Genomic DNA, 25599 nt, shown 5'->3' with positions numbered 1-25599 from the left:
GCACAGCACGTCGGCGCAGGTGCCGCGCACGTGCCGCACCTTGTCGGCCACCATCGCCACCGACACGTCGGCGTTCTTCATCCGCGAAGGCGTGCCGGTACTTTGGCGGTCTTCGCGGGATCGCCGCGGGAGTCTGCCCTACGTCCTCGCAGGGCTGATCATCAGCGTGTTGTCGTAGCCGCGGTCAGTTGGAGCGCTTGGTGCGGGCGCGGATGCGTTCGCGTTCCTTGGCGTCCAGGACGACCTTGCGCAGGCGCACGGCGGACGGGGTGACCTCGACGCACTCGTCCTCGCGGATGAACTCCAGGGCCTGTTCCAGGCTCAGCGGACGCGGGGGCGTCAGCGTCTCCGTCGTCTCGGCGGTGGACGAGCGGATGTTGGTCTTCTGCTTCTCCTTGCAGATGTTGACGTCCATGTCGTCGGCGCGGGAGTTCTCGCCGACGATCATGCCCTCGTAGACCTCGGTGCCCGGGCCGACGAAGAAGGTGCCGCGTTCCTGCAGGTTGATGAGGGCGTAGGCGGTGGCGGCGCCGGTGCGGTCGGCGACCAGCGAGCCGGTGGGGCGGGTGCGCAGCTCGCCGAACCACGGCTCGTAGCCCTCGAAGACGTGGTGGGCCATGCCGGTGCCGCGCGTCTCGGTGAGGAACTCGGTGCGGAAACCGATCAGGCCGCGCGCCGGGACCAGGAACTCCAGCCGGATCCAGCCGGTGCCGTGGTTGGTCATCTGCTCCATGCGGCCCTTGCGGACGGCCAGCAGCTGGGTGACGGCGCCCAGGTGCTCCTCGGGGATGTCGATGGTGAGCCGCTCGACGGGCTCGTGCTTCTTGCCGTCGATCTCTTTGGCGACGACCTGGGGCTTGCCGACGGTCAGCTCGTAGCCCTCGCGCCGCATGTTCTCCACCAGGATGGCCAGGGCCAGCTCGCCGCGGCCCTGCACCTCCCAGGCGTCGGGACGGTCGGTGGGCAGCACCCGGATGGACACGTTGCCGACCAGCTCGCGGTCCAGGCGGTCCTTGACGAGCCGGGCGGTGACCTTGGTGCCCTTCTCCCGGCCGGCCAGCGGTCCGGTGTTGGTGCCGATCGTCATGGAGATCGCGGGCTCGTCCACGGTGATCAGCGGCATCGGACGCGGGTCGTCCGGGTCGGCGATGGTCTCACCGATCATGATGTCGGGAATGCCGGCGATGGCGATGATGTCGCCGGGCCCGGCCTCGTCGGCGGGTTTGCGCTCCAGCGCCTCGGTCATCAGCAGCTCGCTGATGCGCACCCGCTCGACGCTGCCGTCGCGACGGCACCAGGCGACCTGCTGGCCCTTCTTGATGGTGCCGGCGTGCACCCGGCACAGCGCGATGCGGCCGAGGTAGCTGGAGGCGTCCAGGTTGGTGACGTGCGCCTGCAGCGGGGTGTCGGGGTCGTAGGACGGCGCCGGGACGGTGTCCTTGATCACCTGGAAGAGCGGCTCCAGGTCGGGCGAGCCGGGCAGCTCGCCGTTGCCGGGGGCCTCCAGGGACGCCCGGCCCGCGCGGCCGGAGGCGTAGACGATCGGGAACTCGATCTGGTCGTCGTCGGCGCCGAGGTCCATGAACAGCTCGTAGGTCTCGTCGACGACCTCGGAGATCCGGGCGTCCGGCCGGTCGGTCTTGTTGATCACCAGGATGACCGGCAGCCGGGCCTCCAGGGCCTTGCGCAGCACGAACCGGGTCTGCGGCAGCGGGCCCTCGCTGGCGTCGACCAGCAGCACCACCCCGTCGACCATGGACAGGCCGCGCTCGACCTCGCCGCCGAAGTCGGCGTGGCCGGGCGTGTCGATGATGTTGATGGTGAGCCCGCCGTGCCGGACGGCGGTGTTCTTGGCCAGGATCGTGATGCCCTTCTCCCGTTCCAGGGCGTCGGAGTCCATCACGCGCTCGTTGACGTCCTGGTTCGCGCGGAACGCCCCGGACTGCCACAGCATGGCGTCGACCAGCGTCGTCTTGCCGTGGTCGACGTGGGCGACGATCGCGACGTTCCGAAGGTCGTCGCGGGTGGAGATGGGCATGCGATTCTCGCTCTGGTGGAGGATCAGGGAGTCGCCGCGGAGCCGCGGCCGTCCCGATTCTACTTGCCGGTCCGTACCGCCCCAGCGAACCGCCCGCTGAATTCGTCCCATATGCCCCGGTTGCCGTGATTTACGGTTTCTTTGTACTCTCTCCGGACCCGGCCGTCCCGAGCCCGCCGGACCACTGCGCGGGCTGCGGCCGGACCGCCGAATCCCCCCACGGGGAGCCGGGGAACCACATCCCGGGGCGCCGCCGCCCCCGGGACTCGGGGTGAATCGACGCAGGTCGCACCGTCAGCAGTGACGCGCGCTCATGTCGTAGGGCGAACTCCCCGCCCGAACCCGTCAGCTAACCCGGTAGGCGGACGAGGAGAGGAGTGCACGCCCTTGCCCCCCGGTCACCGTTCACGGCGTGTCGCCGTGTCCACCATCACAGCGGCCGCCGCGGCCTCGGTCGCCCTGGGCTGGGCCGTCGCGCCCGCCGCCGCGACCGCCCCGGTCGCCGCGCCGCGCCTGGCCGATCCCGGCCGTCCCAGCGAGAGCGAGCTGCGTGAGCGGCTGGACGCGCTGAACACCGAGGCCGAGCGGCTCACCGAGCGGTACAACAAGACGCGCGTCGAGCTGGACAAGGCCCGGCGCGCCGAACGCGACGCCGCCCGGGCCGCCGCCGCTCTGCAGGACCAGGCCGCCCCCGCCCGCGCTGAGCTCGGCAAACTCGCCGCCGCCAACTACATCAGCGGCGGTCCGGACGCGCTGTTCTTCTCGACCGGCGACGCCAAGACCCTGTCCGCGTCGGCGTACCTGGTGCAGAACCAGACCGCCACGCTCGGACGCCTGCAGACGCAGATCAACCGGGCCAACCTGGCGCAGCGCGAGGCCGTCGCCAGGACGGCGCAGGTGCAGCGCGCCGCCGCGCAGGTGGAGACCGCCCGCAACGCCGCCAAGGCCAAGGTCGAGGAGGTCGAGAAGCAGCTCGACAAGCTCACCACGACCAAGGCCAAGGACCCCCGGACGGGCCTGTCCGCCACCATCAAGGGCTCCGGACTGCCCGCGAAGATGGCGCGCAAGGCCTACTCCAAGCTCGGCAGCCCGTACGTGTGGGCCGCGGCCGGCCCGAAGAGCTTCGACTGCTCGGGCCTGGTGGTGTGGGCGTACGCGCAGGTCGGCAAGAAGGGCCTGCCGCACTACACCGGCGCGCTCTACGAGCTGGGACGCAAGGTCGACCGCAGCGAACTGCGCTCGGGCGACCTGGTCTACTTCGGCGGCGACCTGCACCACATGGGGATCTACCTGAGCGACGGCAAGTACCTGCACGCCCCGCAGACGGGCGACGTCGTCAAGATCTCCAAGCTGTCGGACCGCTCCGACTACGCGGGCGCCAACCGCATCTCCTGACCCCGCCCGGACCGCGCCGGGCCGGTCAGGCCGTCCGGTCGGCCCGGGGCGGGTTCAGGCCGAGCCGTTCAGGTAGGGGCGGATCGCCTCGACGATCGGCAGGTCGCCGGGCAGCCACGCCACGTCGTACAGCTCGTCGGGGGCCAGCCAGCGCAGCGCCAGGTGCTCCAGCGGCTGCGGCCGGCCCTCGACCAGCTCCGCCGTCCACACCCGCAGGACGCTTCCCGCGCCGAGCGCGAGCGGCCAGTCGCCGCCGATCCGGTCACCGAGCGCGATCTTGACGCCCAGCTCCTCGTGGCACTCGCGGACCAGGGCGTCCCGGTCCGACTCGCCCGGGTCGACCTTGCCGCCGGGAAACTCCCAGCCCCCGGCCAGCTCCGGGGGCTCGCCGCGCTGGGCGGCCAGCAGCCGTCCGGCGGCGATGATCGCCGCGCCCACCACCACGTTGATCGTGACCAGCCCCTCTCTCAGGACGCGGCGCTGTCGACGGCGCCGCCCGTCCCCGGTCCCGGCGCGCCGGGCGAGGAGGCCGGGCCAGCGGCGCGGGCCGCCGCGACCGTGCGCGCGGCCTCCCGGACGATCTTCTCCAGGTGCCCGCCGTGCGCCCCGCGCCAGTAGACCTGGCCGCACTCGGTGCACCGACCGTACACGTCGTAACTGCGCCGCGTCCCGTCCGCCAGCTCGCGCGCGACCTCTTCTTTGCCAACCGGGACCAGCCGCCCGTTGCAGGCGGTGCAGCGCGTCCACGGCGACAGCGCCGGCGCGAACCGGTCGAGCAGGTCGCGCAGCTGGTCGTCGGGGCGGGCGCCGCGCACGTACGCGCCGAACCACAGGGCCCGGCGGCGCAGCAGGCCGCGGTCCTGGGTCAGCAGCACCCGCCGCTCCTCGTTGGCCTGCACGACCAGGGCCGGGTCGTCCATGTCGTTGTGGTAGGCGGTGTCCAGGCCGAGCAGCCGCATCCGCCGCGCCAGGGTGCCCAGGTGCACGTCCAGCAGGAACCGCGGCGCGTCCTGGCCGGGCTCCAGCGGCACCGGCTGGGGACGCGGCACCGACGCCACCTCCACCCGCTCGCCCGGCGACGGCTGGTGCGACGGTTCGACCCGCGCGCCGTCGGCCGTCAGCGCGCCGACCTCGGGCAGCGGAACGCCGAGGGCCTCCACGATGTGCCCCAGCGTCGAGGTCCCGTCGCAGGCCACCGGCTGTTCCTCCCGCCTGCGCGCGGCGGGCAGGAACAGCAGCAGCTCGGGGTCGACGCGCATCCGGATCTCGGGTGTCTCTGGCTCCACGCGGCCAGCATGCCACGCGAACCCGCCGACCCCACCTGAATAATCGTCGGCGATCACGTGACGGGCCGAGGCGGCGAGCGATTCCAGCAGGCCGGCGACGTCGTGGTGCAGCAGGCGCCCGTCCCGCTTCACCACCCGTCCCCCGACGATCACCGTGTCGACGCGGCTGAACATGTCGCCCGGGCCGCTGGTGACCGTGTCGGCGCTGAGGGAGGTGGGGCCTCCGGCGGCGCGGGCCCGCCCGGTCGGCGGGTAGCCCATGCCGAGCGCCGCCTCGCTCGTCGGCGCCACCGAGACCGTCCCGCCGCCGCCGGCGATGACCTTGAAGTGCTCGTCGGTGTAGTAGGTGCCGTGCACGTGCATCGCGGGGTAGTCCAGCAGGGCGTTCTCCTGCAGGAACGCCGGCCCGCGCGCGGCGGTCTCCGTGTCGTGGCCGCCCATGTGCACGGTGACGGGCAGGTCGAGGTCGCGGGCCAGCCGCCACTCGTGCAGCGCCCTTTCGGCACCGGCGGAATCCGGCCCCAGCGCGGCGATCGCCATGGTGAGCAGGCCGGGGCCGCGTCGTCGAAGTGCTCGGTGCGGACGCGGCGGCCCTCGGCGGCCAGCCCGTCGAAGCCGTCGTCGCCGCCGTAGCAGTAGCCGAACACCGCACGGATGCCGGACGCGCGCAACGCCGCAACGTTGGCGTCGATGCGCTCGGGCGTGAACTGGAATGAAGAAAGCTTAAGAAGAAGCTTTTCAGAAAGGAATATGCCGACGGATATCCTCGACTCGTGGGAGGTGCCGACGTTCGTGTGCGCGACGAGGTGGACGCCATGGCCGCCGCCTGGCAGCGCGACGGCCTGCCCCCGTCGGTGATCACGCTGACCATGCTCAGCAAGCGGGTGGCGCGCCTGAACCAGATGTTCGAGCACGCCGCGCGCGCCGAGCTGGTCGAGATCGGTCTCACCTACGCCGAGTTCGACGTGCTGGCGGCCCTGCGCCGCGTGGGCGAGCCGTACCGGCTCCGCCCCAGTGAACTGGCCCGCTCCCTGTACCTCACCTCCGGCGGAACCAGCAACGTGCTGCAACGCCTCACCAAGGCCGGCTATGTGGAACGCGAACCCGACCCCGGTGACGCGCGCAGCCGCTGGGTGCAGCTCACCCCCGAGGGCCTGGACGTCGCCGAGACCGCCCTCAACGCCGTGATCCGCTCCCACGGGGAGGCCATGGCGGGCGTGCCGGAGGAGGCCCTCCACCACGCCGCCGACGCCCTCCGCGAGATCACCGCCGTCGTCGGCCGCCGCCGGTACCGCTGAGAGGAAAGTCGATGCGCGGGTGGCTCATCGGACTCGCGATCACCGCGGCGGTCGTCGCCGCCTCGTGGGGCGTGCTCATCCTGCTGGCCCGCCGCCTGCCGCCCGGCCTGCTCCGCGACCTGGTCGCGTTCCTGCCCGACTGCGTCACCGCGGCCCGCCGTCTGCGCCGCGACCCCCGCGTCCCGCGCCGCGCCAAGGCCGCCGTAGTGTTCGCCGCCCTGTGGGTGGCCAGCCCCATCGACCTGATCCCCGAGTTCCTGCCGGTCATCGGCCCGCTCGACGACATCGTCGTGGTGGCCCTGGCCCTGCGCTACGCCGCACGCCAGATCCCCCGTGAGGTCATTCTGGCCGCCTGGCCAGGCGAGACTCACCTTCTGGAACGCCTCCTGGGCCGCCCGGCACAGGCCACGTCCACCGAGCCGCCGCCTTCGGAGAACGCGCGCCGCCCGGAATCGCACTCCGACCAGCCCCCACCCTCCTGACACCGCCCAGACCACTCCGACGCGATCACCCGACAAGCGGTCGCCCAACGCGATCCGGCGGGCCAGCCTGTGCCTGCCCTCCTGGACGTTGAGCTGGGTGCCGATCATGCGGCGGTAGCCGGCGTCGGCCAGGAACTGCAGCATGTGCAGGGTCTGGAAAATGCGGCTGTAGTGGGCGAAGGCATCGCCCAGGCCGGTGGGGCGGCCCTCGCACGACAGCATCCGGATCAGCCGTAGGCGCCCACCGTGCCATGGGGCGCCACCCGGCGCAGCAAGCCGACGGGATCAGCCCGAACGATCAGTCAGTGGCCACTCGGCGGTCAAAAGGCACGACCCACCAACCGGTCGGCCGACGCGAGCAGCCGACCCGATCAACGGGCACGGCCAGCAGACGCGACCAGCAATCCGGTCGGCCGGCGCGAGCAGTTGGCAAGGGCACTCGGCGCGGCCGGTCGGCGCGGCCGGCCAACCCGGTCGGCCCACTCGGGTCGGTCGGCGGGCTTGGTCAGCCGGCGGGCTTGGTCAGCCGGCGGGGTTGCTGCCCAGCTGGGCGAGCTGCTTCTTCAGGTTGTCGGTGGCCAGGGGGCGGGTGGTGCCGACCCAGTCGCCGCGCTTGTACGGCTTGACGCCGATGTTGGGGACGCAGGTCGAGCAGCTCGCCACGATCATCTTGCCGTTGCCGATGACCATGCCGACGTGGCCGGGGTTGTTCGCGCTGGTGCCCGGGCCGGAGTTGAAGAACACCAGGTCGCCGGGCTGCTCCTTGCCCTTGGGGATCTTCACGCCGAACGGCCACTGCTCGAACGTGGTGCGCGGGATCCGCAGGCCGACCGAGCGGTAGGCGCCCTGCAGCAGGCTGGAGCAGTCCCACGCGTCGGGACCGTTGGCGCCGAAGATGTACCGCTTGCCGCGCTGCGCCATCGCGAAGGCGATGATGCGCTGCACCAGGCCGTCGACACCGGGGGGCAGCTGGTTGTCCTGGCACTCCACGCCGTTGGACTGCACGACCTTGAAGTCGCCGTCCGCGTAACGCTCCGCCCAGCTCAGGACCAGGTTCACGTAGTCCCAGGAGTGGTTGTACATGAAGATGGCGGTGCGCATGCGCTGCGGGGCGCCGTTGTGCTTGAGGTAGCGGGCCGCGGACGGGATGGCGTCGGCGGGATCGTAGCGGTCCTTCTTCTTGTCGCCGTTGCCGTCGACGCCGAACGCGCGGAACGTGGCGGCCAGGAACTGCATGGGGCCGCCCGCGCCCGCGTAGTTCTCCCCGCTGGACACGCCCGGCAGCCGGGACGTGCCGTGGTTGGTCTCGACCTTCCCGACCCCCGCCAGGACGTTCCACGGGATGCCGTAGTCCTCGCCCGCCTTCTTGTAGAGCGCCAGGTAGTCCGCGGGAATGGAGCGGGCGTCGGACGCCTCGGCGGGCTGGGCGCCGGCCCGGGAGGTGTCGACGCAGCCCGCACCGCCCGCGCCGCCCCCGCCGAACAGGAACTGGGTCGACCCGAACAGCACCGGGACGACCATCAACGTCAGGAAGAGCATGCCGACCGCGCCGAACGCCGTGGCCAGCAGAACGGTACGACGGTTCATCCGGTGTCACCCGCCTGTCCCTCGTCGGCGGGCGCGACCGCGTAGACGCGCAGCGACGCCCCGTCGCGCGCCACGGTCACCGCCCACTGCCGGCTGTTGTCGCTCGTCTGCCCCCCGCGGGTGATCCGTTGCTTGCCGGTCACCAGGAAAATGATCGAGTTGTCTTCGATGTCGCGGATCCGGTCGAGCGTGGCGGTGCACTCGGCGGTCTCCTGGTGGCGGCGCCGCTCCTCCAGTTGCCCGGGGGAGCTCTCGCCGCGCACCAGCTCGGTCAGCAGGTCGTTGGTGACCAGCCCGGACAGCCGCCCGGCGTGCGTCTGCGGGCCGTCGTCGTACCGGTACGTCCCGTGCGCGGCGACGAACCGCTGTGCCACGTCGGCGGCCGTGGCGAACTCCCGCTGGGAGAACGGCAGCAGCCGGTAGATGTCGAAGGTTCCCGGCGTCACCGCCGAGGAGATCCCGGGCGGCGGGGACGCGGGCCCCGTCGGGCCGGTCGGGCCCGGCAGGGCCACCGACGACCGGCCGCCCGACCCCTTCTTCCCCTCGTCGTCGGGCGCGGCCACCGTCAGGTACACCCCGATCGCGGCCAGAAGCACCACCAGACCCGCGAACAGAAACCTGCGCTGACGGTCGGACAGGTTCATCTACTCGTCCCGCTGCCGCTCGCGTTCCACCGGACGAAGCCAGAACGGCATGGGCGGGCCCTCCTCACCGCCGCGGCGTCCCCACAGCGGCGGAGGCTGCGGCCTGCCGCCGCCTCCCGACCCGTTGCCGGACCCGCCGGAACCCGAGCCGCCGGAGCCGCCGGAGCCGCCTCCGGAACGGCCGGAGCCGCCGCCCGACGAGGCGCCGCCGCCGGACGAGCCCGAACGCGGCCTGGGCACACCGGCCGCGGCGTCACGCGGCCGACGCGAGACGCCCGACCCGCCGCCCGAACCGGAACCGCCCGAACCGGAACCACCGGAGCCCGAGCCGCCACCCGCCCGGACGCGGCTGCCACCGCCCGACGCTCCCCCGGACGAACGTCCGCCGCCCGAGGCTCCGCCGCTGGAACGGCCGCCACCGGCGAACCAGCCGCCACCGGACGACCCGCCACCGCCGGACGAAGCCGTACCGCCCGAGGACGCCCCGTCACCGGCCGCGACGGCCCCGCCCCGGCCCGCCCACGAGGTGGGACGTCCAGTGCCGGTCCCCGCGCCCGACGACGCGCCACCGCCACCGCCACCGCCGGAGCCTTCACCGCCGGCGGCCCGCGCCGTGACCGCGCGGTCGGACAGCCCGCCGCGCGTCGGCAGGTTGAGCGGCGGGGCGCCGCGCCGTGTCCGTCCGGTCGCCGCCGCGTTGCGCGGCTTGGCCGCCAGCACCGGCGCCGCGTCCGGGGAGGAGCCCTCTCCGGCCCCCGCCGCCGCGCCGGCCGCGCCGCGCCGTTCGGTCGCCGCGCCGGTGCCGACGGACGCGTCCGACAGCCCCGCCGCGTCGGCCCCGGCCTCGTTCTTGCCGAGGCGGCCCAGCCGGTACCCGGCCGCGCCCGGCACCACCGCGGTCGCCACCGACGTGGTGCTCTTGCGCGCCTCCATCACCGACTTGTCGAGCTGCGCCTCGCTCTTCTCCCGCGCCCCCACGGCCGAGTAGCCGACCGCGGAGAACAGGTGCTGGAACGGCTTTCGGTAGACGAACGCCGCGAACGTGACCAGCGCGATGAGCAGGATCTGCAGGCCCCACGGGAGCGTCTCGCCGAGGATCAGCCCGTACGCCCACAGCAGCAGCGACAGCACGCCGATCAGCGCGGCCTGCTTGAGCAGCATCGACAGCAGCAGTTCCAGCCAGCGCACCGCGATCACCCGGCCGATGCCCGGATGGATGCCGATGCCCAGGAAGATCGGCCCGGCCACCAGCAGCAGCAGGAACGCGATCTTCACCACGATCAACGCGATCGCGATGACCAGGATGAGCAGCCCCGCCACCAGCGCGGCGAACAGCCCGCCGAACGCCACCGCGAGCCGGCTCTCCCAGTTCTTGCCCTGGAACAGCGGGTAGACGTCGGCGTGCTCCTCCTTGATGTTCTTGGCCACGTCCTTGTAGCTGTCGTTCTTCTTGGCCAGGTCGATCCGCTGCCCGCCGTAGGTTTCGGGCATGTCGACCGCCTGCGCCCACAGCAGCTTGTCGGCGTTGTCCTTGACGATCTTGGCGTTGGGGTCGGTCGTGCCGAACTCGCCCATCAGCCACGGCTTGCACACCAGCGCGACCCACAGCCCGTTGGCGTTGCGGGTGGTGGCGTCCACGTTCGCCGAGGTCGCCGGGTCCGGCTTGCCGTCCGGCCGCGGGATGCAGGTGCCGCCGCGGGTGTCGCTCTGCGGCAGCGCCGCGTTGAACGCGGCACTGGTCGCCTCCGACACCTTGGTGCCGAGCGTGGTGAAGTCCGCCGGCCGGGCGATCAGCCAGATCAGCGCCACCATGGCCGCGACCATCCAGATCACGCCCTCGGTGACCTTGCTGGCGCGCTTGCGGACCAGCCCCCACCAGGCCAGCCACATCGCGCCCAGGATCACCACCCAGGACCAGTAGCGGGCGTTGAAGGTCGTGCCGATGTCGCTGATGACGCCGTCGACGGTGTTCTTCAGCCAGCCCAGCAGCGAGTCGGACGCGGCGGCCTGGTACACGGTGATCGTGGTGCGGTCGATGACGCGCACCAGCGTGAACGTGGTGTTGGCCAGCGCGTTGCCCATCATGGCCATCGCGTCGGAGCAGCCCATGTCGACCGCGTACCAGAACTGGCCGGCCATCCCGTACCGGTCGTAGGAGGTCATCTGGTCGACCGGGGTCTCGCGCAGCTTCTGGTCGGGGTAGCCGGGCGGCTTGATCATTCCGTCGAGGCCCGACCCGTACCGCTCAGGGGGCGGGTAGTCGGCCGGACGGCAGGCGTCGCCCGGGCTCGGCAGCGGGATCGACGCGCCGGCGGGGGCCACCGGGCTGAGCAGGAACACCGCCAGCAGCGCCAGCAGCACCGCCGACCGGCGCCGCGCCGGACGCATGCGACGGCGCCCCCGCGCCCCCAGACCTGCCGGGTCGAGCCCTTCGGCCGGAGAACGCTGCACGCGCACGCGCGCCGGCCGCCCGACCATCCGCCGCGCCGGTCGCCCCGCCACACGATTCAGCACGCCACGACGAACGGCACCCCGCTCCACCGCACGTCCCCCACCCCGGCCAACGACGGCCACACGGCCACCGGGCACACCGCGCCCGGCACTCCGAACGGCGGATACGCCTTCGCCGGGCATACCACGCCCATCATCGCGAGCAGCGGCTACGCCGTTGCCGCGCACACCGCGTGCGACAGCGCGGGCGGTGCCGCCCGCCGCGGCGCGCGCGGGGCGGGCCATCGCGCGGACGCGGCGTGCCGCGGCCGCCAACCGGGGACCCCTCATCGACCGACCTCCTCGATCTCCGCCCCCGCCGCGGTGAGCTCCGACTCCGGACGCGACCGGGTCGGGTTGGTGTCCAGCCAGCGCAGCAGCTCCTCGGAGATCAGGTCGACCCCGATGCGGCCCGCCCGCCCGTCCAGGTCACGGAAGATGCACTCGCCGTTGCCCAGGTTGCGCAGCACGGCCTTGTGCTCGTCGGAGTTCTCCACCCCCAGCAGCGACATCACGTTCCCGACCTCCACCCGTTCGGAGGAACGGAACGAGAACACCGACGACAAGCAGTTGGTCACCTGTTCGTTCAAGAGGTCTCCGGCGTTCTGCGACACCAGGATCAGGGCCGTGTTCCGGGACCGGCCCATCCGCGACACCTCGGGGACGAGCTTGGCGCCCTCGGGAGTGGAGGTGATGGCCCACGCCTCGTCCAGGAAGATCGCCTTGGGCAGCCGCCGGTCCAGGCCGTGCATCAGCCGCCGCGCGAACTGCGACACCAGGTACATCAGCGCCACCGACAGACGCTGCTCGTAGGAGTAGTCGTCCCGCGAGATCGCCATGTCGGGCAGGGTGAGGCCGCTCAGCGTGAACACCGTCGTCCAGCCCTCGGTGTCGATGCGCTCCCCGCCGGACGGATCGAAGCACAGCCGCGCGAGCCGCATCTCCGACATCGACCGCAGCACCGCGCCCAGGTTCTTGGACGCCGGGTCGTCGGCCTGCTCCAGGAAGTCGACGACCTTGCCGAGCGAGGGCCGTTCGGCGTTGGCGACCGCGCCCACCGCCTGGATCATGGCCGACTCGCGTTCCTCGGACATGCGCGGCAGCAGCAGCCGCAGCGTCTCGGTCGCCATGGTCTTCTTGGCCGCCAGGTCGTCGCCGAACGAGAACGGGTCCAGCAGGCCGGGCGCCGCCGACCCCAGCGGCAGGATCCGCGCCTTGCGGCCGCGCGCGCGCAGCAGCTGCACCAGCGACTCGGCGTCGCCCTTCGGGTCGATCGCCGCGATCGTCACCCCGCGCAGCGCCATCTGGTAGAGCAGCAGCAGCGCCAGCGTGGTCTTGCCGCCGCCCGGCTCCCCCGTGATCGCGACCGCGGTGGGACGGTTTCGGGACGCGGCGACCAGCGGGTCGAAGTGCACGATGGACCGTGCCCGGCCCAGCGTCTCGCCGATGTACGGGCCGACCCAGCCCTCGCCGTTGTCGTCGGGACGGTCGCCGAGGTCGACGGTCGCGGTGGGCATGCCGCCCGCGATGGTGCGCAGCGGCTGGCGCTGCGCGTAGGCGTTCAGCCTGATCCGGTCGCCCGGCAGCGACTCGCAGAACAGCGAGAACTGGTCGCCGGTGGAGTTCACCACGTCGATGCCGATGTCGCGGTAGTGCTCGACGACCGCGTCGACCCGCTGCGCCAGCAGCTCCTCCGTCGGCGCCGACACGATCAGCCGGTGCCACCCGTACACGAACGGCAGCCGCTCCTTGGTGATGCCGTGCTCCAGCATCCGCGCCGCGTCGATCTGCTCGGCCAGCGCGATCGGCGCCTCGGCGCCCGCCTCCCGGATGTGCTGGTCCATGTCGCGGGCGTGCGCCAGCTTGCGGGAGACGTCCTTGGACGCCTTGGCCGGCGGGATCAGCTTCATCCGCGAGCTGATCTCCACGGGGAACGGCAAGGCGTCGGCGTAGTGCAGCCACGGCTCGCCGTCGGGGAACGGCATCATGTCCGGGAACCGCGCGAACGACAGGTACGCCACGTACGACTGCGCGGTGGCGCCCGACCCCACCCCGCCCACGTTGGGCTGCTCCACCCGCAGGTACGAACGGCCGTTGTGGATGGCGCCCTCGACCAGCGCCTCGATCTCCCCCTTGCCCCAGGTGCGGCGCGGCACCGCCGACGGCGGCGGGTCGGCCAGCGACGCGGTCACCGCGTGCTGGAACAGCCACGCCACCTCCGTCGAGGTGGCGTGCCTGGCGTACAGCGCCGACGACGACAGCGCCCGGCCGATCCGCTCGGCCTGCTCGGTCCAGCGGGCGATCTCCTTGCCGTCGATCGCGTCGTCGTCGATGCCCAGCGCCTGCTCGCTGCGCTTGTAGAAACCCAGCAGCTGCGCCAGCACCCCGCCCGACAGGTGCGCGCCCATGCCGCGCGGGCCGAGCCGCACGCCCAGGTAAACCTCCTTGGTCCAGAAGTCCTTGGCCCAGACGTGCGCGTAGGTCTCCTCCAGGTACTCGCGCCAGCCGGACCCGCCGTCGGACGTGCGGTCGAGCGCCAGCGCCCAGTCCGCCGCCGGGTACGTGCGGTGCGCGATGCGCAGGTGGATCTCGGCGTCCTGCATCCGGATCCCGGCCAGCGCGATGGTGATGTTGGTGGCCAGCGCCTCGCGCTCCTCGGCGGTGGTGAACTCGTACGACACCGTCGGCAGCCGGAAGTACGCCCACGCCGCGCTGTCGGTGAGCAGCACCCGGTCGTCGAAGTACCGTACCGCCAGCCGGCTCGCCCGAGCCTTCGATGCCCTGCTCATCGGGTGGCCTCCTGCTCCTGCTGCTGCGGCTCCTGGTAACGCTCGGGTACGAGGGTGAACCCGCCGGCGACCACACCGGCGAGGGCGAGGTAGGCACGCCGCGTCGGCGCCCGCAACGACCTCAGCTCGTTGCGCGGCGCGCGGTCCATGCTGAGGTGATCGTCCCACGGGATGCGCACGAGCGCCCGGCAGCGCCCGCGGGCGACCGACTCGGCCTGCTCGACGTCGTCCATGCTGCGGCGGCTCACCCCGTTGATCACCGTCACGGCGCGGGAGCGCAGCTCGGAGTAGCCGTGCCCGTCGAGCCACTCGAACGTCATCGCCACCGCGCGCGGCGCGTCGGCGCTGGCGGGCGCCACCAGCACCAGCTGGTCGGCGTACGGCAGCACGCGCGCCACCACCGCGGCGGCCGCGTCCAGCAGCGTCACCGAGTAGAACTTGTCGATCGTGCGGATCGCCAGGGCGTAGTCGCGGTCGTCCAGCGCCTGCAGCGGGTTCTTGCCCGCCGCGATCACGTCCAGCCCGGACCTGGCCTGCGAGGTGTACCGGCGCATCGCGGTCAGGCTGGTGACCTGGTCGGCGCGGGTGATGAGCCCGGTGAGCGTCTCGTTGGTCTCGCTGCGGGTGCGGCGCGCCAGCGCGCCCGGCCCCGGATTGATGTCGATCGCCACCACCGGCTCGCCGTTGTGCTGGGCGAACGTGTGGCCGAGCATCAGCGCGGTGACGGTCTGCCCGGCGCCGCCGGTGCAGCCGAGCACCACGATGTGCCGGGTGCCCTGGAACGGCTGCTGCAGCCGCTGCTCGTACTCGGCGTCGGCCTCGCCGTGCCCGCCGCCGACCGCCTGGAGCAGCCGCCGCAGCCCGCCCGGGGACGCGTGCTGCTGGTCGGGGTCGGGGGGCGTGATGGCGGGCCCCTGCGCGGGCGGCTCCGGCGGAGGCGGCACCGGCCGCGGTCTGGGGCGCGGCGGCGCGGGCGGCGGCCCCGGCCGTATGGGCGACGCGGGCCCCGACCGCACCTCGCGAGGCGGCTCGTCCGCCTCCACTTCCGCATGCACCTCGGCCTGGTCCTCTGCCTGTTCCTCTGCCCGCGGCGCCGGTTGCGGCGCCGGCTCGGCGTCCTCACGCCGTGGCGCCGACACCGACGGCCACACCCGCGCGTCAGTGGTGGCCGGACGCAACGGCTTGGGCGCCTGCTCCGCCGGGGGCCGCTCGACGCCCTCGTCGTCCTCGACCGGCCGCGGGTCCTGCTCGGCGTGCCGCTGGGGCTGCTCCCGGGGCTCCGGGGGTTCGGGCGGTTCGGGCCGCCCTCCGCCGCCGAAGGCCCCCGGCACCATCGGAATGTCGGGCCTGGTCTCCTTGGGAGCGGCGGTGCCGTCCCCCTGCGGCGGCCGCACCGGGATGTCCGGCCGCGTCACCGGCGCGGGAGGCGTGACACGCGGAATGTCGGGCCGCGTCGCCGCGGGCGCGGGGGCGTCCTGCCGCGGGATGTCGGGACGGGTCTCCGGCGGCGCCTGCGCGGGCGGCTGCTCCTGCCCGCCGGACTCCGCCGCCTGCCAGAACTCCGCCGATCCCCCGGGACGCCGCACGCCGGAGGCGAAGGCGCGCTTGCCGGACCCGGCCGCCGGGGCCTCCTCCGAGGGGGACGCCTCGAGCCTCGGCGTGGCCGGCGGCCGGTCGAGCTCGCCGGGCCGGTCTTCGGCGTCCGCTGGTTCGGCGGGCGCCACCCACATGTCGTCCTCGTGCGCGATGTCACGAGACCTGCGACGCCACGGCTTGTACTTTCTCGTCGTCAGCGACTCCGGGCCGGCGACGCGCACATCGTTCTCGGTGCCGACCACGTAGGCTCTGCGCGACGTCGTCGCCGGGCCCTGCTCCTCAGCGCCCTGCCGCTGCCCCGCGTCCTCTTCGCGCGGCGCATTCTCGTCCCGCGCGGCACCGCGACCGGCGCCCACCTCAGGACCATGGCCCCGGTCACGCGCCTGCGCCGACGCCTCACCAGCGGCCACGCGCCGATCTTCGCCGGCGTCCGCCCCGGGCACCGCCTCCGACCTCGGCGACACGCTCGGGCCGTCCTCGCCACCTGCGCGAACGCTGCCGGGCACGTCGGCCCCAGGCTCACCGGCGGCGGCCGCCCCCGGCGATGGCACGTGCCCATTCCCAACGGCAGACCGGGCAGGTGTGTCGGCCTCGTTGGGTGTTGCGTTGGAGGGGGGCTGTGCCCAGGGGGTCGTCGGGTCGTTGGCGGGGGCTTCGGTGTGAGGCAGTGGCTGGTCTGCGCCCGTCGCACGAGTACGGGGGGCGGGCGCTTCGGGCCACGGCGATGTGCGTGGGGCTGTGTTATCGGCGGTTGTGCGGGCTCGGGGTGCGGCCGTGTCCGCGGAGGTTGGGCGCGCCCACGGTGGGGTGTGGCGGTGGGGTGTGGCGGAGAGTTCGCCCGAGTGGACGTGGCCGTCTTCGGTGGGGCGTGTCGCGGCCAGGGCGGGCCGGGGGCCGTTGGCGGCGGCCTGGCGTTGGGCGGAGTACTCGGCCAGGGGTTGGGGGGCCGAGGCCACGGCGGGGCTGGGAGCCAGGACGGGGACGGGGGCCTCCTCCACCGCCGGCTGGGCGCGGCGGGACTTGCGGCGGGACTTGATGGCGGCGCGTTCGGGGGCGGCGGCCGGGGCGGGGGCGTCGGCGCGGCGCCAGACGCGGGCCACGACGACGACCTCGCGCGGTTCGCGGATCGGGGTCAGCCGGCACCAGGTGCGCGGCTCGGCCAGGAAGCGCGACTGCGACAGCAGCAGCTCGGTCAGCCGCTTGCCCTCGATGACCGGGCGGGTGGCCAGCCAGGTCAGCACGCCCGGCGGAACGATGTAGAGCACGTGCCACGGGGACGCGAAGGGGACGCCGACGAATCTCAGCAACACGATCCACGGCACGAACACGCCGGCGAACACGCCGATCTGGACGAGCGGCAGAGGCATCGGCAGCCGCAGGTCGTACAGCTTGTACAGCCGCTTCTCGATGCGCCATATGTTCGTGTACGTGGGTAGATCCACGCCCCAACTCCCCTAACTGTGCAAGCACAGTGCCGCCTGCGGCCCGCGCGGGGCCGTTCCGACCTCCCTCGGTAACCGCGGTCCCCCGCTCAGGTCAAGTCGACCCCGAGGGCCTTGGCGATCGCTCTGGCCGTGGTCTCGATGATGTTCGGCACGTAGAAGACCACCCCGATTCCGATGGCCAGGACGATGAATTGCACAAAACGGGTGATCTCCCGGGTGAACAAGAAAAAGATCGCGACAATGCCCACGATGACGAGGAACAACGGGCCGAATATCTGGCGTAGCCAGTCCGCGAGCTGGTCGGTCCGCAGTTCGTCGTTCGGCGCCGCGACGACGTCAAGCGGAATCGACGCCATGATGTGCTGCAGCATCGACTGACTAACCTCCTGGTCGGGGGGTCCGGCGCGAGGTCGGGCCCCGGTGTGGTCTCACGTCGTGGCCTCTCATGATCCGCTCGGTGGGGTGGCGCCGCGGATGTCTCGCACGTACCAGGTCGACCCCTTCTTGATCATTACGAGTTCGTAGGTCTGCTCCAGCTCGCCGCCGGCGCCGGCGGGACCGGTGCCGGGCAGCTGCCAGGCGACGGTGGCGGTGACCGTCCGCTCGCCCGCCGGCCCGCGCGGCGCGATGATCTCGCGGACCTGGTAGAAGGTCACCGTGTCGGCGAGCCCGCCGATGGTGGCGCCGTCGGAGAAGCGCGACAGCGTCGCCTGGTTGCTGCTCGCGTACGCCGGGAAGAAGGTGCCGAGGATGGGCTGCAGCTCGGACTCCAGCGCGCCGTCGCGTTCGCGCACGCCCTGCTGCGGGAGCGCGGCCTTGCCGGGGGGCGGCAGCAGCGCGGGACGGCCGGAGACGACCAGCGACGAGGCGTTGGCGGCGTAGACGGGCACGGCCAGCCGCAGCCACTTGTCCTGGCTGCGCGCGAGCACGGTGACGACGCCGTTGTGGTCGTCCTTGGCGTCCACGCCGGCGACGTTGACCGACTGGACCTGCAGCCGCCCGACGCCGTTCCAGCCGAACTGCCCGTCGGAGCCGTCGGGGAGGAACGCGCGCAGCTGCTCCTCGCGGGCCGGCGCGTTCTTCTGGTCGTAGTTGAGGTAGACGTTGGCGAACTGCAGCGCGAAAGCGCCCGCCGCGCTGCTGGGGAACCGGGCGCCCTTTCCGGGACGGGGCGCGCCGGACGTCCCGGTCTCCTCGGCGGTGAAGCGTTCGAACGGGGCGCGCACGCCGTTGACGACGATGACGATGATGAGCGCCCACAGGACCGCGCGGCCGACCCAGACCCACCAGCGGCCGCCGGAGCCGCCCCAGCGGCCTCCCCGCGGGCCGGAGCCGCCGCCGGAGCGCTTCCGGCGGCCGTCGCGCTCCGGCGCGTCCCACGGATCGACGGCCTGGCCGAGCGCGGCGCCTGCCGGCGCCGCCTCCTCGACCACGGCGGTCTCACGGCCGTTTCCCACGGCCGACCTGCGAGCCATCCTGCCTCCGCTCGCGCCTCGCCCCCGGTCGGCGCGGTCGTTGCCTGTGCCTGGTCCTGCTCTGGTCCTGTCCTGGTGCGGCCCCGCCCGCCCGAGGGGCGGACGACACGGTTTCTGGACCCCACTACGGGCCCAGGGTAACCACGAGCGTCAATTGTTCCAGCGCATCGCGACGAAGCACAGCCCCGGCACGCGGTTGTGGATAATGCAATCCACCTCAGTCGGAACGGGGAAGATTGCCAAACGGTGACGATCCCCTATCCATGGCGCCGAACGGCGCGCCGCACCCCCTTCGGGACGAGCGCCCCGGCACGGCAGGGTGCTTATCTACCAGGTCAGGCAATACTTCGGCACACCATTCCCGGAAAACCGACACTGTGGTATGAAAACGGACAAAACACCACGGTCGGCGATAGGCGGCCACCGCCACGCGGGCAAGGGCGCTCAACCCGCCGGGCCACACTCCCGGCCGCGGAGCGCCGAAGCGGTCCACCGGCGGTGGGGCTGCAGGTTGCGGTGCAACTGCCGGAGTGCGTCCGGCCGTCAGACGTTGAAGCGGAACTCGACCACGTCGCCGTCCTGCATGACGTAGTCCTTGCCCTCCATGCGGACCTTCCCGGCGTTGCGGGCGGCGACCATGGAGCCCTCGGCGACCAGGTCGTCGTAGGAGACGATCTCGGCCTTGATGAAGCCGCGCTGGAAGTCGGTGTGGATGACCCCGGCCGCCTCGGGCGCGGTGGCGCCCTTGCGGATCGTCCAGGCGCGGGCCTCCTTGGGGCCGGCGGTCAGGTAGGTCTGCAGGCCGAGGGTGTCGAAGCCGATGCGCACCAGCTGCGACAGGCCGGACTCCTCCTGGCCCATGCCCTGCAGCAGCTCCAGCGCCTCGTCGTCGGGCAGCTCGATCAGCTCGGCCTCGATCTTGGCGTCCAGGAAGATCGCCTCGGCCGGGGCGACCAGCTCGCTCAGCCGGGCGCGCAGGCCCTCGTCGCCGAGCTCCTCCTCGTCGAGGTTGAACACGTACAGGAAGGGCTTGGCGGTCAGCAGGTGCAGCTCGCGCAGCAGCGCCAGGTCGATCCCGGCCGCGGCGGCGCCCGCGAACAGCGTGACGCCCTCGTTCAGCACCTTCTGCGCGGCGGTGACCGCGTCGACGACCGCGACCTTGTCCTTGTCCTTGCTGGTGCGCGCCTCCTTCTCCAGGCGCGGCAGGGCCCGCTCGATCGTCTGCAGGTCGGCCAGGACGAGCTCGGTGTTGATCGTCTCGATGTCGCGGGAGGGCGCCACCTCGCCGTCCACGTGGGTGACGTCCGGGTCCTCGAACACCCGGATGATCTGGCAGATCGCGTTGGTCTCGCGGATGTTGGCCAGGAACTTGTTGCCCAGGCCCTGCCCCTCGGAGGCGCCCTTGACGAGCCCGGCGATGTCCACGAACTCCATGGTCGCCGGGACGGTCCGCTGCGAGCCGAACATCTCCGCCAGCCGGGTCAGCCGGGGGTCGGGCACCCCGACCACGCCGACGTTGGGCTCGATGGTCGCGAACGGGTAGTTGGCGGCCAGCGCCTCGTTCTTGGTCAGCGCGTTGAACAGGGTGGACTTGCCGACGTTGGGCAGCCCGACGATTCCGATGGAAAGGCTCACGACCCTCAAGTTTATGGGCCCGGGCACGTCGGCCGGACGCCGGACGGGCGGCCGGCGGATGAACGGCTCAGGCGCCCGCGGCCCGCAGGAACTCGGCGATGTGCCGGAAGGCCGCCCTGCCCTCGGGCACGAACTCGGCGAACACCGGGAAGACGTGCGTCAGACCGTCCCATTCCTGGTAGACGACGTGGACCCCGGCCGCGCGCGCCCGTTCGGCCACGTCGCGGGCGTCGTCGCGCAGGATCTCCGAGCCGCTGGCCATGAACATCAGCGGCGGCAGGCCCGACAGGTCGCCGCGCCGCGGGGAGAACACAGGATCGTCGTCGTCCTTGTCGCGGCAGTACAGGCGGCCCAGCCAGGCGAGCTTGTCCGCCGGCAGGAGGTGGTCGGTACGGCGGTTGAGACGGTGCGAGTCGGCTTCGCAGTACAGGTCGACCCACGGGGACAGGCAGACCGCGGCGGCGGGCAGGGCCGTGCCCCGCTTCTTCAGCGCCAGCAGTAGCGCGAGGGTCAGATGCCCCCCGGCGGAGTCGCCCGCGACGACGACGTCCTGCGGCCTGTACCCGCGGCGCAGCAGGAAGTCGTAGGCGGTGAGCGCGTCCTCCAGGGCGTCGGCGGGGGTGTGGCGGGGCGCCAGCCGGTAGTCGAGCGCGAGCACGGGGCGTCCCGTGGCGGCCGACAGGCGCCAGTTGAACGGGCGGTACAGGCGGGGGCTGCCGAAGAAGTATGCGCCGCCGTGCAGGTAGAGGACGACGCGGCGTTCGTCGGGCGTACCGGCGCGCACCCACTCTGCCGTGCACGCCCCCAAGTCCTGCGGTGCGGTGGACACGCCGGGCGGGACGGCCTGGAGACGTCCGAGGACGTCGGTGGCGCGCTGTATGCGGGTCATGCCCGCCTCGGAGTCGGGCGCGCACTGCCAGGCCGTCTTCATCACGGCGCGGATGACCTGGTTGGCGATGCGGGCGCGCAGGGTGGGCGGGCCGCCCGGTTCCATCGCCAGCGTCCGGGCGACTCTGCGCTGCGCCGCCGTGGCCGCGACGAGACGTAGCGGCCGTGGGCTGGTGCTGGTCGTCATCCTGTCGGTCTCCTCTGTGGCGGCCCCACCGGCGCCACCGGACGCTACCGTGCCCGCTTCACTCGTGTAAGTAGTCGCTGAGGTCATTTGTCCGGGGCGGCGTCGTCTCGGCGCGTCGCTCCGGCGGCGCCGGGCCGCGCTGTCACGATGAACGGATGGATCTCGCGCTGTTCGCCGGCCTGCTGCTGGGGGCCGCCCTCGGCGTGGTGGTCGGTTTCGCGCTCGCCACCGGCCGTCAGGCCGGTCTCATCGCCCGGGCCAGGGCCGCCGAGGAGAAGCTGGCCTACGCCGAGGAGCGGATGGCCGAGCACTTCGAGAACCTGTCCGCGCGTGCGCTCGACGCCAGCAACGAACGCTTCCTGGAGCTGGCCGACGCGCGGCTGAAGGCGGCGGGGGCGGAGGCCGCGGGCGAGCTGGAACGCCGCAAGCAGGCGGTGGAGCACCTGGTGGCCCCCCTGCGCGAGACGCTGGCCAAGGTGGAGGAGCAGCTGCGCGAGGTCGAGACGGGCCGCCGCGAGTCGCACGCGATGCTGGCCAAACAGGTCGACTTCGTCCGGCAGAGCTCCGAGCAGCTGCGCAACGAGACCCGGACGCTGGTGCGGGCGCTGCAACGTCCCGAGGCACGGGGACGGTGGGGCGAGCTGCAACTGCGCCGTGTGGTGGAGCTCGCCGGGATGACGCACCACTGCGACTTCGACGAGCAGGCCGCCGCGTCCACGGTGGACGGGACGGTGCGTCCCGACATGGTGGTACGGCTCGTGGGCGGCAAGAACATCGTCGTTGACTCCAAGGTGTCCCTGGCCGCGTACCTGGAGGCGGCCGCCGTGGACGACCCCGCCGTGGAGCGCGCGCGCTTGGACGCGCATGCGCGGCACCTGCGGGACCACGTGGACCGGCTCGCCGCCAAGTCGTACTGGCAGGCGTTCAGTCCCGCCCCCGAGTTCGTCGTGCTGTTCATCCCGGGCGAGGCGTTCCTCGCACCGGCGCTGGACCGCGATCCCGGCCTGCTGGAGTACGCGATGCGCCGCCGGGTGCACATCGCCACGCCGACCACCCTCATCACGATGCTGCGGACCGCCTCGTACGCCTGGCAGCAGGCGGCCCTGTCGCGCAACGCCCGCGCGGTGTTCGAACTCGGCAAGGAGCTGTACGAGCGGCTCGGCACGATGGGCCAGCACGTGGACGAGCTGGGCCGCTCGCTGACGAACGCCGTCAGGTCCTACAACCGCACGGTGGGTTCGCTGGAGACGCGGGTACTGGTCAGCGCGCGGCGCCTGAACGAGCTGGGGGTGGTGGAGGCGACGCTGGACGGTCCCGAACCGGTGCAGGAGAGCCCCCGCGCCCTGTCGGCCGCCGAGTTCCGCGCCGCCGACGGCACCGCCAGCGAAAGCGGCACCGGCGACGAGCACGGCGGTGCGGCCGGTGGTGATCCAGGCGGAGACGGGCGTTCCCGGCCGGGACAGGCGACCGAACCGGTAGGTTTCGGCGGACGGGCCATCCCTGATCAGATTGATCGGCGAAAGAGGTGGCAATGAGTTCATCGACGGTACGCGACGCGTCGGGGGACGCCTCGCCTGCCTCGGGGAGGGCTGTGCGACGTGGGAGCCGACGCGGGCGCGGCGCCGCCGCACGCTCCCGCGCGGGCGGTGCGGGCGGTTCGGGCGGCTCGCCGGTCGCGTTGACCGGGCGCGGCGGCATTGTGGTGATCTTCGCCGCCGGGCTGGTGGGCGCGTTGCTGTCGCGGTGGCTGGACTGGCAGGTGCTGGCGGGCGCCGGGTTCGTCGCCGGATGCGTGCTGGCGGCCCTGACCACCCGTCCCGCCGACCTGCTGACGCTGGTGGTCAGTCCGCCGCTGGTGTTCCTGGCGGTGACCGTTCTGGCCGAGTTCCTGACCACCCTCGGGCAGGGGTCGCTGCTGCGCGGGGTGACGGTGGGACTGCTGACGGCCCTGGCCGGCACGGCGCCCTGGCTGTTCCTGGGGACGCTGCTGGTGCTGCTGCTCTCGCTGCCGCGCGGGCTGCCGGCCAACGTCCGGGAGCTGCGCGCCAAGCTGGCCCGCACGCGGCTGTTCGAGGAGGAGGAGAACGAGAACCCGGTCCGGTGGGAGGAGTCACCGGACTCCCCGCACGACCGTCGTCGCCTCCACCACGGCGAGGTCGACTGAACAGCGCCCCCGGCGAAGCCCGGCGGGCCGTCGGGCGGCGGACCGTCAGGCGGAGCGCAGGTCCTTGCGCAGCTCGTGCGGCAGGGCGAAGCGCATGCTCTCCTGGACGGACTCGATCTCCTCGACGTCGCCGTAGCCGCGTTCGGCCAGCCAGGCCAGCACTCCCTGCACCAGCTCCTCGGGGACGGAGGCGCCGCTGGTGACGCCGACGGTGGTGACGCCCTCCAGCCAGGCCGGGTCGATCTGCTCGGGGTAGTCGACCAGGTGGGCGTCGTCGGCGCCGTGCTCCTTGGCGACCTCCACCAGCCGCATGGAGTTGGACGAGTTCGTGGAGCCGACCACGATGACCAGCTCGGCGCGGGCCGACATCTCCTTGACGGCGGTCTGGCGGTTCTGGGTGGCGTAGCAGATGTCGTCGGACGGCGGGTCCATGAGCTTGGGGAACCGCTCGCGCAGCCTGTCGACGGTGGCGATGGTCTCGTCCACCGACAGCGTGGTCTGCGACAGCCAGGCGACCTTCTCGGGGTCGCGGACCTTGACGTTGGCGACGTCGCCCGGGCCGTCCACCAGGTGGATGTGGTCGGGTGCCTCGCCGGTGGTGCCGATGACCTCCTCGTGGCCCTCGTGCCCGATCAGGAGGATGTCGTAGTCCTCCTTGGCGAACCGGACCGCCTCCTTGTGGACCTTGGTGACCAGCGGGCAGGTGGCGTCGATGGTGCGCAGGTTGCGGCCGCGCGCCTCGTCGTGCACGACGGGGGCGACGCCGTGGGCGGAGAAGACCACGATGGCGCCCTCGGGCACCTCCTCGGTCTCGTCCACGAAGATCGCGCCGCGTTCCTCCAGCGTCTTGACGACGTGCACGTTGTGGACGATCTGCTTGCGCACGTAGATGGGCGGCCCGTACTTGTCGAGGGCGATCTCGACCGTCTGCACGGCGCGGTCCACACCCGCGCAGTAACCGCGTGGTTTGGCGAGCAGAACCTTGCGCTGGCTGGTGGAGGTCATGGCCCTATCGTACGGGCCGCACCACTGCTCCCGTACGGCCGTCGGCGTCATGCCGCCGGGCCGCCCCGGCGCGGAAAGCTCTGGTGAAGCCCGCTCGCTGTGACCCACTCCACGCGCTTGTTGGACGGAAATCCATTAACCCGGGGTGACCGGTCTCGCACCGATACGGCAGAGTGAAAGGTGACGAACGGTGCAGTAGCCGACCGACCAAGCCAAGGATCCCGACAGCAGGGAGTGGATGACGATGACGAGATCGCCGCGCCGCCTCAAGGAGCGGGTCCGCGACACCGTCGGCGAGCAGGTTCGCGACCTCCCGCTGCACGCCGTCCGTCTGGCCATGTTCGGCGTGGGCCGGGCGCTGCTGCTGAGCGACCGGCTGACCAGGGACTACAAGGAGCTGACCGAGGGCGGCGGGGTCCGTCCCGTGCTGGGCCGGCTGGGCTCGGACGTCCGGCACACCGCCGAGAAGGTCGTCGGCCAGGTGGTGGAGCGCGTGCGCGGCGGCGAGGCCGAGTCCGCGCCGTCCCCGGCGCCCGCCCGCAGCCGGGTCGCCGAGCCGCCCGCCAGGCCCGGGCCGGCGCGGCCGAAGCCGGCGCCGAAGCCGGCGGCCGGCACCGCGGGCGGCGAGATCTCCGTGGGCAAGCCCGCGGCCGCCAAGCCCGAGCCGAAGCCCGCGCCCGCCGAGCCCGAGCCGAAGCCCGAGGCCGAGGTGACGCCGACACCCGAGGCCGGGGTCACGCCGGCGCCCGCGCCCGCACCCGAACCGGTACCCCGCGCTGAGCGTGAGCCGGAACCCGAGGCCGCTCCCGAGCCGAAGGACGAGGCGGTGTTCGAGCCGCGGCCGGAGTCGAAGCCCGCGGCGCCGGCCGAGGCCGAGAAGGTCGCCGAGGACCTGCCGGTGCCCAACTACGACGAGGCGACGCTGCCGCAGCTGCGCGCCCGGCTGCGCGGCCTGACGGTCGACCAGGTGAAGCTGCTGCGCGAGTACGAGAGCAAGCACGCGGCCCGCGCCGACGTCCTGCGCATGTACGAGCGCCGGATCGCCAAGCTCAACGGCCTCCACTGACCGACGGCGGCACGGGAACGGCCCCCGGGACGGCGCTCCCCTTCTAGTGGTCGTCGCAACACCCCTGCTGAGGGGACGCGATGGACTTCGAGATCCGGAAGGACCGGAGGCCGCAGGGCCGGAAGAAGC

At 72.7% G+C, this 25599-nt stretch carries 19 protein-coding genes, 2 pseudogenes and 1 riboswitch; of the genes and pseudogenes, 7 read left to right on the top strand and 14 right to left on the bottom strand.

Going from position 1 to position 25599, the window contains the following annotated elements; translation table 11 throughout:
• Nucleotides 1-184: 184 nt before the first annotated feature.
• Nucleotides 185-2038: a translational GTPase TypA gene (typA, locus tag ABZ801_RS41315; protein ID WP_344951367.1), complete on the bottom strand. Its 1854-nt coding sequence runs from the start codon at nt 2036-2038 to the stop codon at nt 185-187.
• A 195-nt stretch (nt 2039-2233) separates the two neighbouring features.
• Nucleotides 2234-2418: riboswitch (cyclic di-AMP (ydaO/yuaA leader) on the top strand.
• A gap of 40 nt (nt 2419-2458) precedes the next feature.
• Between typA and ABZ801_RS41310 the strand changes: the two genes are divergently transcribed.
• Entirely contained in the window at nt 2459-3433 is a 975-nt protein-coding gene (locus tag ABZ801_RS41310) for a C40 family peptidase (protein WP_360709349.1), read from the top strand.
• Nucleotides 3434-3487: 54 nt separating this feature from the next.
• On the opposite strand, the gene ABZ801_RS41305 is transcribed toward ABZ801_RS41310, so the two are convergent.
• Together ABZ801_RS41305 and ABZ801_RS41300 are read right to left on the bottom strand one after the other, a co-directional pair.
• Nucleotides 3488-3871, bottom strand: a complete 384-nt coding sequence (locus tag ABZ801_RS41305) for a (deoxy)nucleoside triphosphate pyrophosphohydrolase (RefSeq protein WP_344951411.1) — start codon at nt 3869-3871, stop codon at nt 3488-3490.
• A 29-nt stretch (nt 3872-3900) separates the two neighbouring features.
• The gene (locus ABZ801_RS41300; RefSeq protein ID WP_360709354.1) at nt 3901-4692 is read right to left on the bottom strand and encodes a Mut7-C RNAse domain-containing protein; all 792 of its coding nucleotides are present in this window, start codon (nt 4690-4692) and stop codon (nt 3901-3903) included.
• Nucleotides 4693-5288: 596 nt separating this feature from the next.
• On the opposite strand from ABZ801_RS41300, the gene ABZ801_RS41295 reads away from it, so the two are divergent.
• The 3 genes and pseudogenes from ABZ801_RS41295 to ABZ801_RS41285 form a co-directional block, all read left to right on the top strand.
• Nucleotides 5289-5435: a hypothetical protein gene (locus ABZ801_RS41295; RefSeq protein WP_360709346.1), complete on the top strand. Its 147-nt coding sequence runs from the start codon at nt 5289-5291 to the stop codon at nt 5433-5435.
• 57 nt (nt 5436-5492) lie between these two features.
• Nucleotides 5493-6017, top strand: a complete 525-nt coding sequence (locus tag ABZ801_RS41290) for a MarR family transcriptional regulator (RefSeq protein WP_360709343.1) — start codon at nt 5493-5495, stop codon at nt 6015-6017.
• An 11-nt stretch (nt 6018-6028) separates the two neighbouring features.
• A pseudogene (locus ABZ801_RS41285) lies at nt 6029-6361 on the top strand (DUF1232 domain-containing protein); the annotation flags it as partial.
• A 186-nt stretch (nt 6362-6547) separates the two neighbouring features.
• Here ABZ801_RS41285 and ABZ801_RS41280 read toward each other — a convergent pair.
• The 10 genes and pseudogenes from ABZ801_RS41280 to ABZ801_RS41235 form a co-directional block, all read right to left on the bottom strand.
• Nucleotides 6548-6721, bottom strand: a pseudogene (locus ABZ801_RS41280) (Tn3 family transposase); the annotation flags it as partial.
• Nucleotides 6722-7021: 300 nt separating this feature from the next.
• Complete coding sequence (locus ABZ801_RS41275) at nt 7022-8086, bottom strand: bifunctional lytic transglycosylase/C40 family peptidase (protein ID WP_344951380.1); 1065 nt, start codon at nt 8084-8086, stop codon at nt 7022-7024.
• Nucleotides 8083-8730, bottom strand: coding sequence for a hypothetical protein (locus ABZ801_RS41270; protein ID WP_360709340.1), 648 nt, complete (start codon nt 8728-8730; stop codon nt 8083-8085). The genes ABZ801_RS41275 and ABZ801_RS41270 overlap by 4 nt, the downstream gene beginning before the upstream one ends.
• Nucleotides 8731-11118: a type IV secretion system protein gene (locus tag ABZ801_RS41265; protein ID WP_360709337.1), complete on the bottom strand. Its 2388-nt coding sequence runs from the start codon at nt 11116-11118 to the stop codon at nt 8731-8733. It lies immediately after the preceding gene.
• A 389-nt stretch (nt 11119-11507) separates the two neighbouring features.
• The gene (locus ABZ801_RS41260; RefSeq protein ID WP_360709334.1) at nt 11508-14009 is read right to left on the bottom strand and encodes an ATP-binding protein; all 2502 of its coding nucleotides are present in this window, start codon (nt 14007-14009) and stop codon (nt 11508-11510) included.
• On the bottom strand, nt 14006-17047 hold the full coding sequence (locus ABZ801_RS41255) for a TcpE family conjugal transfer membrane protein (protein ID WP_360709332.1): 3042 nt from the start codon (nt 17045-17047) through the stop codon (nt 14006-14008). The genes ABZ801_RS41260 and ABZ801_RS41255 overlap by 4 nt, the downstream gene beginning before the upstream one ends.
• A gap of 89 nt (nt 17048-17136) precedes the next feature.
• Nucleotides 17137-17406 (bottom strand): hypothetical protein, encoded by a 270-nt coding sequence (locus ABZ801_RS41250; RefSeq protein ID WP_344951417.1) that lies wholly within the window; start codon nt 17404-17406, stop codon nt 17137-17139.
• 87 nt (nt 17407-17493) lie between these two features.
• The gene (locus ABZ801_RS41245) at nt 17494-18525 is read right to left on the bottom strand and encodes a conjugal transfer protein (RefSeq protein WP_360709329.1); all 1032 of its coding nucleotides are present in this window, start codon (nt 18523-18525) and stop codon (nt 17494-17496) included.
• Between the two features lie 543 nt (nt 18526-19068).
• The gene (gene ychF / locus ABZ801_RS41240; RefSeq protein ID WP_360709327.1) at nt 19069-20160 is read right to left on the bottom strand and encodes a redox-regulated ATPase YchF; all 1092 of its coding nucleotides are present in this window, start codon (nt 20158-20160) and stop codon (nt 19069-19071) included.
• A gap of 67 nt (nt 20161-20227) precedes the next feature.
• Nucleotides 20228-21235: an alpha/beta hydrolase gene (locus ABZ801_RS41235; RefSeq protein ID WP_360709324.1), complete on the bottom strand. Its 1008-nt coding sequence runs from the start codon at nt 21233-21235 to the stop codon at nt 20228-20230.
• Between the two features lie 155 nt (nt 21236-21390).
• Here ABZ801_RS41235 and ABZ801_RS41230 point away from each other — a divergent pair, with 155 nt between their 5' ends.
• Together ABZ801_RS41230 and ABZ801_RS41225 are read left to right on the top strand one after the other, a co-directional pair.
• The gene (locus tag ABZ801_RS41230) at nt 21391-22770 is read left to right on the top strand and encodes a DNA recombination protein RmuC (protein WP_360709321.1); all 1380 of its coding nucleotides are present in this window, start codon (nt 21391-21393) and stop codon (nt 22768-22770) included.
• A 56-nt stretch (nt 22771-22826) separates the two neighbouring features.
• Nucleotides 22827-23399: a DUF6542 domain-containing protein gene (locus ABZ801_RS41225; RefSeq protein ID WP_360709319.1), complete on the top strand. Its 573-nt coding sequence runs from the start codon at nt 22827-22829 to the stop codon at nt 23397-23399.
• 45 nt (nt 23400-23444) lie between these two features.
• Here the strand turns inward: ABZ801_RS41225 and ABZ801_RS41220 are convergent, their stop codons facing one another.
• A complete protein-coding gene (locus tag ABZ801_RS41220) occupies nt 23445-24404 on the bottom strand; it encodes a 4-hydroxy-3-methylbut-2-enyl diphosphate reductase (protein ID WP_360709316.1) in 960 nt (319 codons plus the stop codon).
• Between the two features lie 244 nt (nt 24405-24648).
• On the opposite strand from ABZ801_RS41220, the gene ABZ801_RS41215 reads away from it, so the two are divergent.
• Nucleotides 24649-25470, top strand: coding sequence for a hypothetical protein (locus ABZ801_RS41215; protein ID WP_360709314.1), 822 nt, complete (start codon nt 24649-24651; stop codon nt 25468-25470).
• Nucleotides 25471-25599 lie beyond the last annotated feature (129 nt).

The sequence above is a fragment of the Actinomadura sp. NPDC047616 genome (genome assembly GCF_040642915.1).
Taxonomy (GTDB): Bacteria; Actinomycetota; Actinomycetes; order Streptosporangiales; family Streptosporangiaceae; genus Spirillospora; species Spirillospora miaoliensis.
This window is presented reverse-complemented; position numbering and strand designations above follow the sequence as displayed.

What these genes read in the sequence shown, in the direction of transcription:
- typA (WP_344951367.1), bottom strand. Translation starts at nt 2,038, where the DNA reads ATGCCCATCTCCACCCGCGACGACCTTCGGAACGTCGCGATCGTCGCC.
- ABZ801_RS41300 (WP_360709354.1), bottom strand. Translation starts at nt 4,692, where the DNA reads ATGCGCGTCGACCCCGAGCTGCTGCTGTTCCTGCCCGCCGCGCGCAGG.
- ABZ801_RS41275 (WP_344951380.1), bottom strand. Translation starts at nt 8,086, where the DNA reads ATGAACCGTCGTACCGTTCTGCTGGCCACGGCGTTCGGCGCGGTCGGC.
- ABZ801_RS41270 (WP_360709340.1), bottom strand. Translation starts at nt 8,730, where the DNA reads ATGAACCTGTCCGACCGTCAGCGCAGGTTTCTGTTCGCGGGTCTGGTG.
- ABZ801_RS41265 (WP_360709337.1), bottom strand. Translation starts at nt 11,118, where the DNA reads ATGCGTCCGGCGCGGCGCCGGTCGGCGGTGCTGCTGGCGCTGCTGGCG.
- ABZ801_RS41260 (WP_360709334.1), bottom strand. Translation starts at nt 14,009, where the DNA reads ATGAGCAGGGCATCGAAGGCTCGGGCGAGCCGGCTGGCGGTACGGTAC.
- ABZ801_RS41250 (WP_344951417.1), bottom strand. Translation starts at nt 17,406, where the DNA reads ATGGCGTCGATTCCGCTTGACGTCGTCGCGGCGCCGAACGACGAACTG.
- ABZ801_RS41245 (WP_360709329.1), bottom strand. Translation starts at nt 18,525, where the DNA reads ATGGCTCGCAGGTCGGCCGTGGGAAACGGCCGTGAGACCGCCGTGGTC.
- ABZ801_RS41235 (WP_360709324.1), bottom strand. Translation starts at nt 21,235, where the DNA reads ATGACGACCAGCACCAGCCCACGGCCGCTACGTCTCGTCGCGGCCACG.
- ABZ801_RS41230 (WP_360709321.1), top strand. Translation starts at nt 21,391, where the DNA reads ATGGATCTCGCGCTGTTCGCCGGCCTGCTGCTGGGGGCCGCCCTCGGC.
- ABZ801_RS41220 (WP_360709316.1), bottom strand. Translation starts at nt 24,404, where the DNA reads ATGACCTCCACCAGCCAGCGCAAGGTTCTGCTCGCCAAACCACGCGGT.
- ABZ801_RS41215 (WP_360709314.1), top strand. Translation starts at nt 24,649, where the DNA reads ATGACGAGATCGCCGCGCCGCCTCAAGGAGCGGGTCCGCGACACCGTC.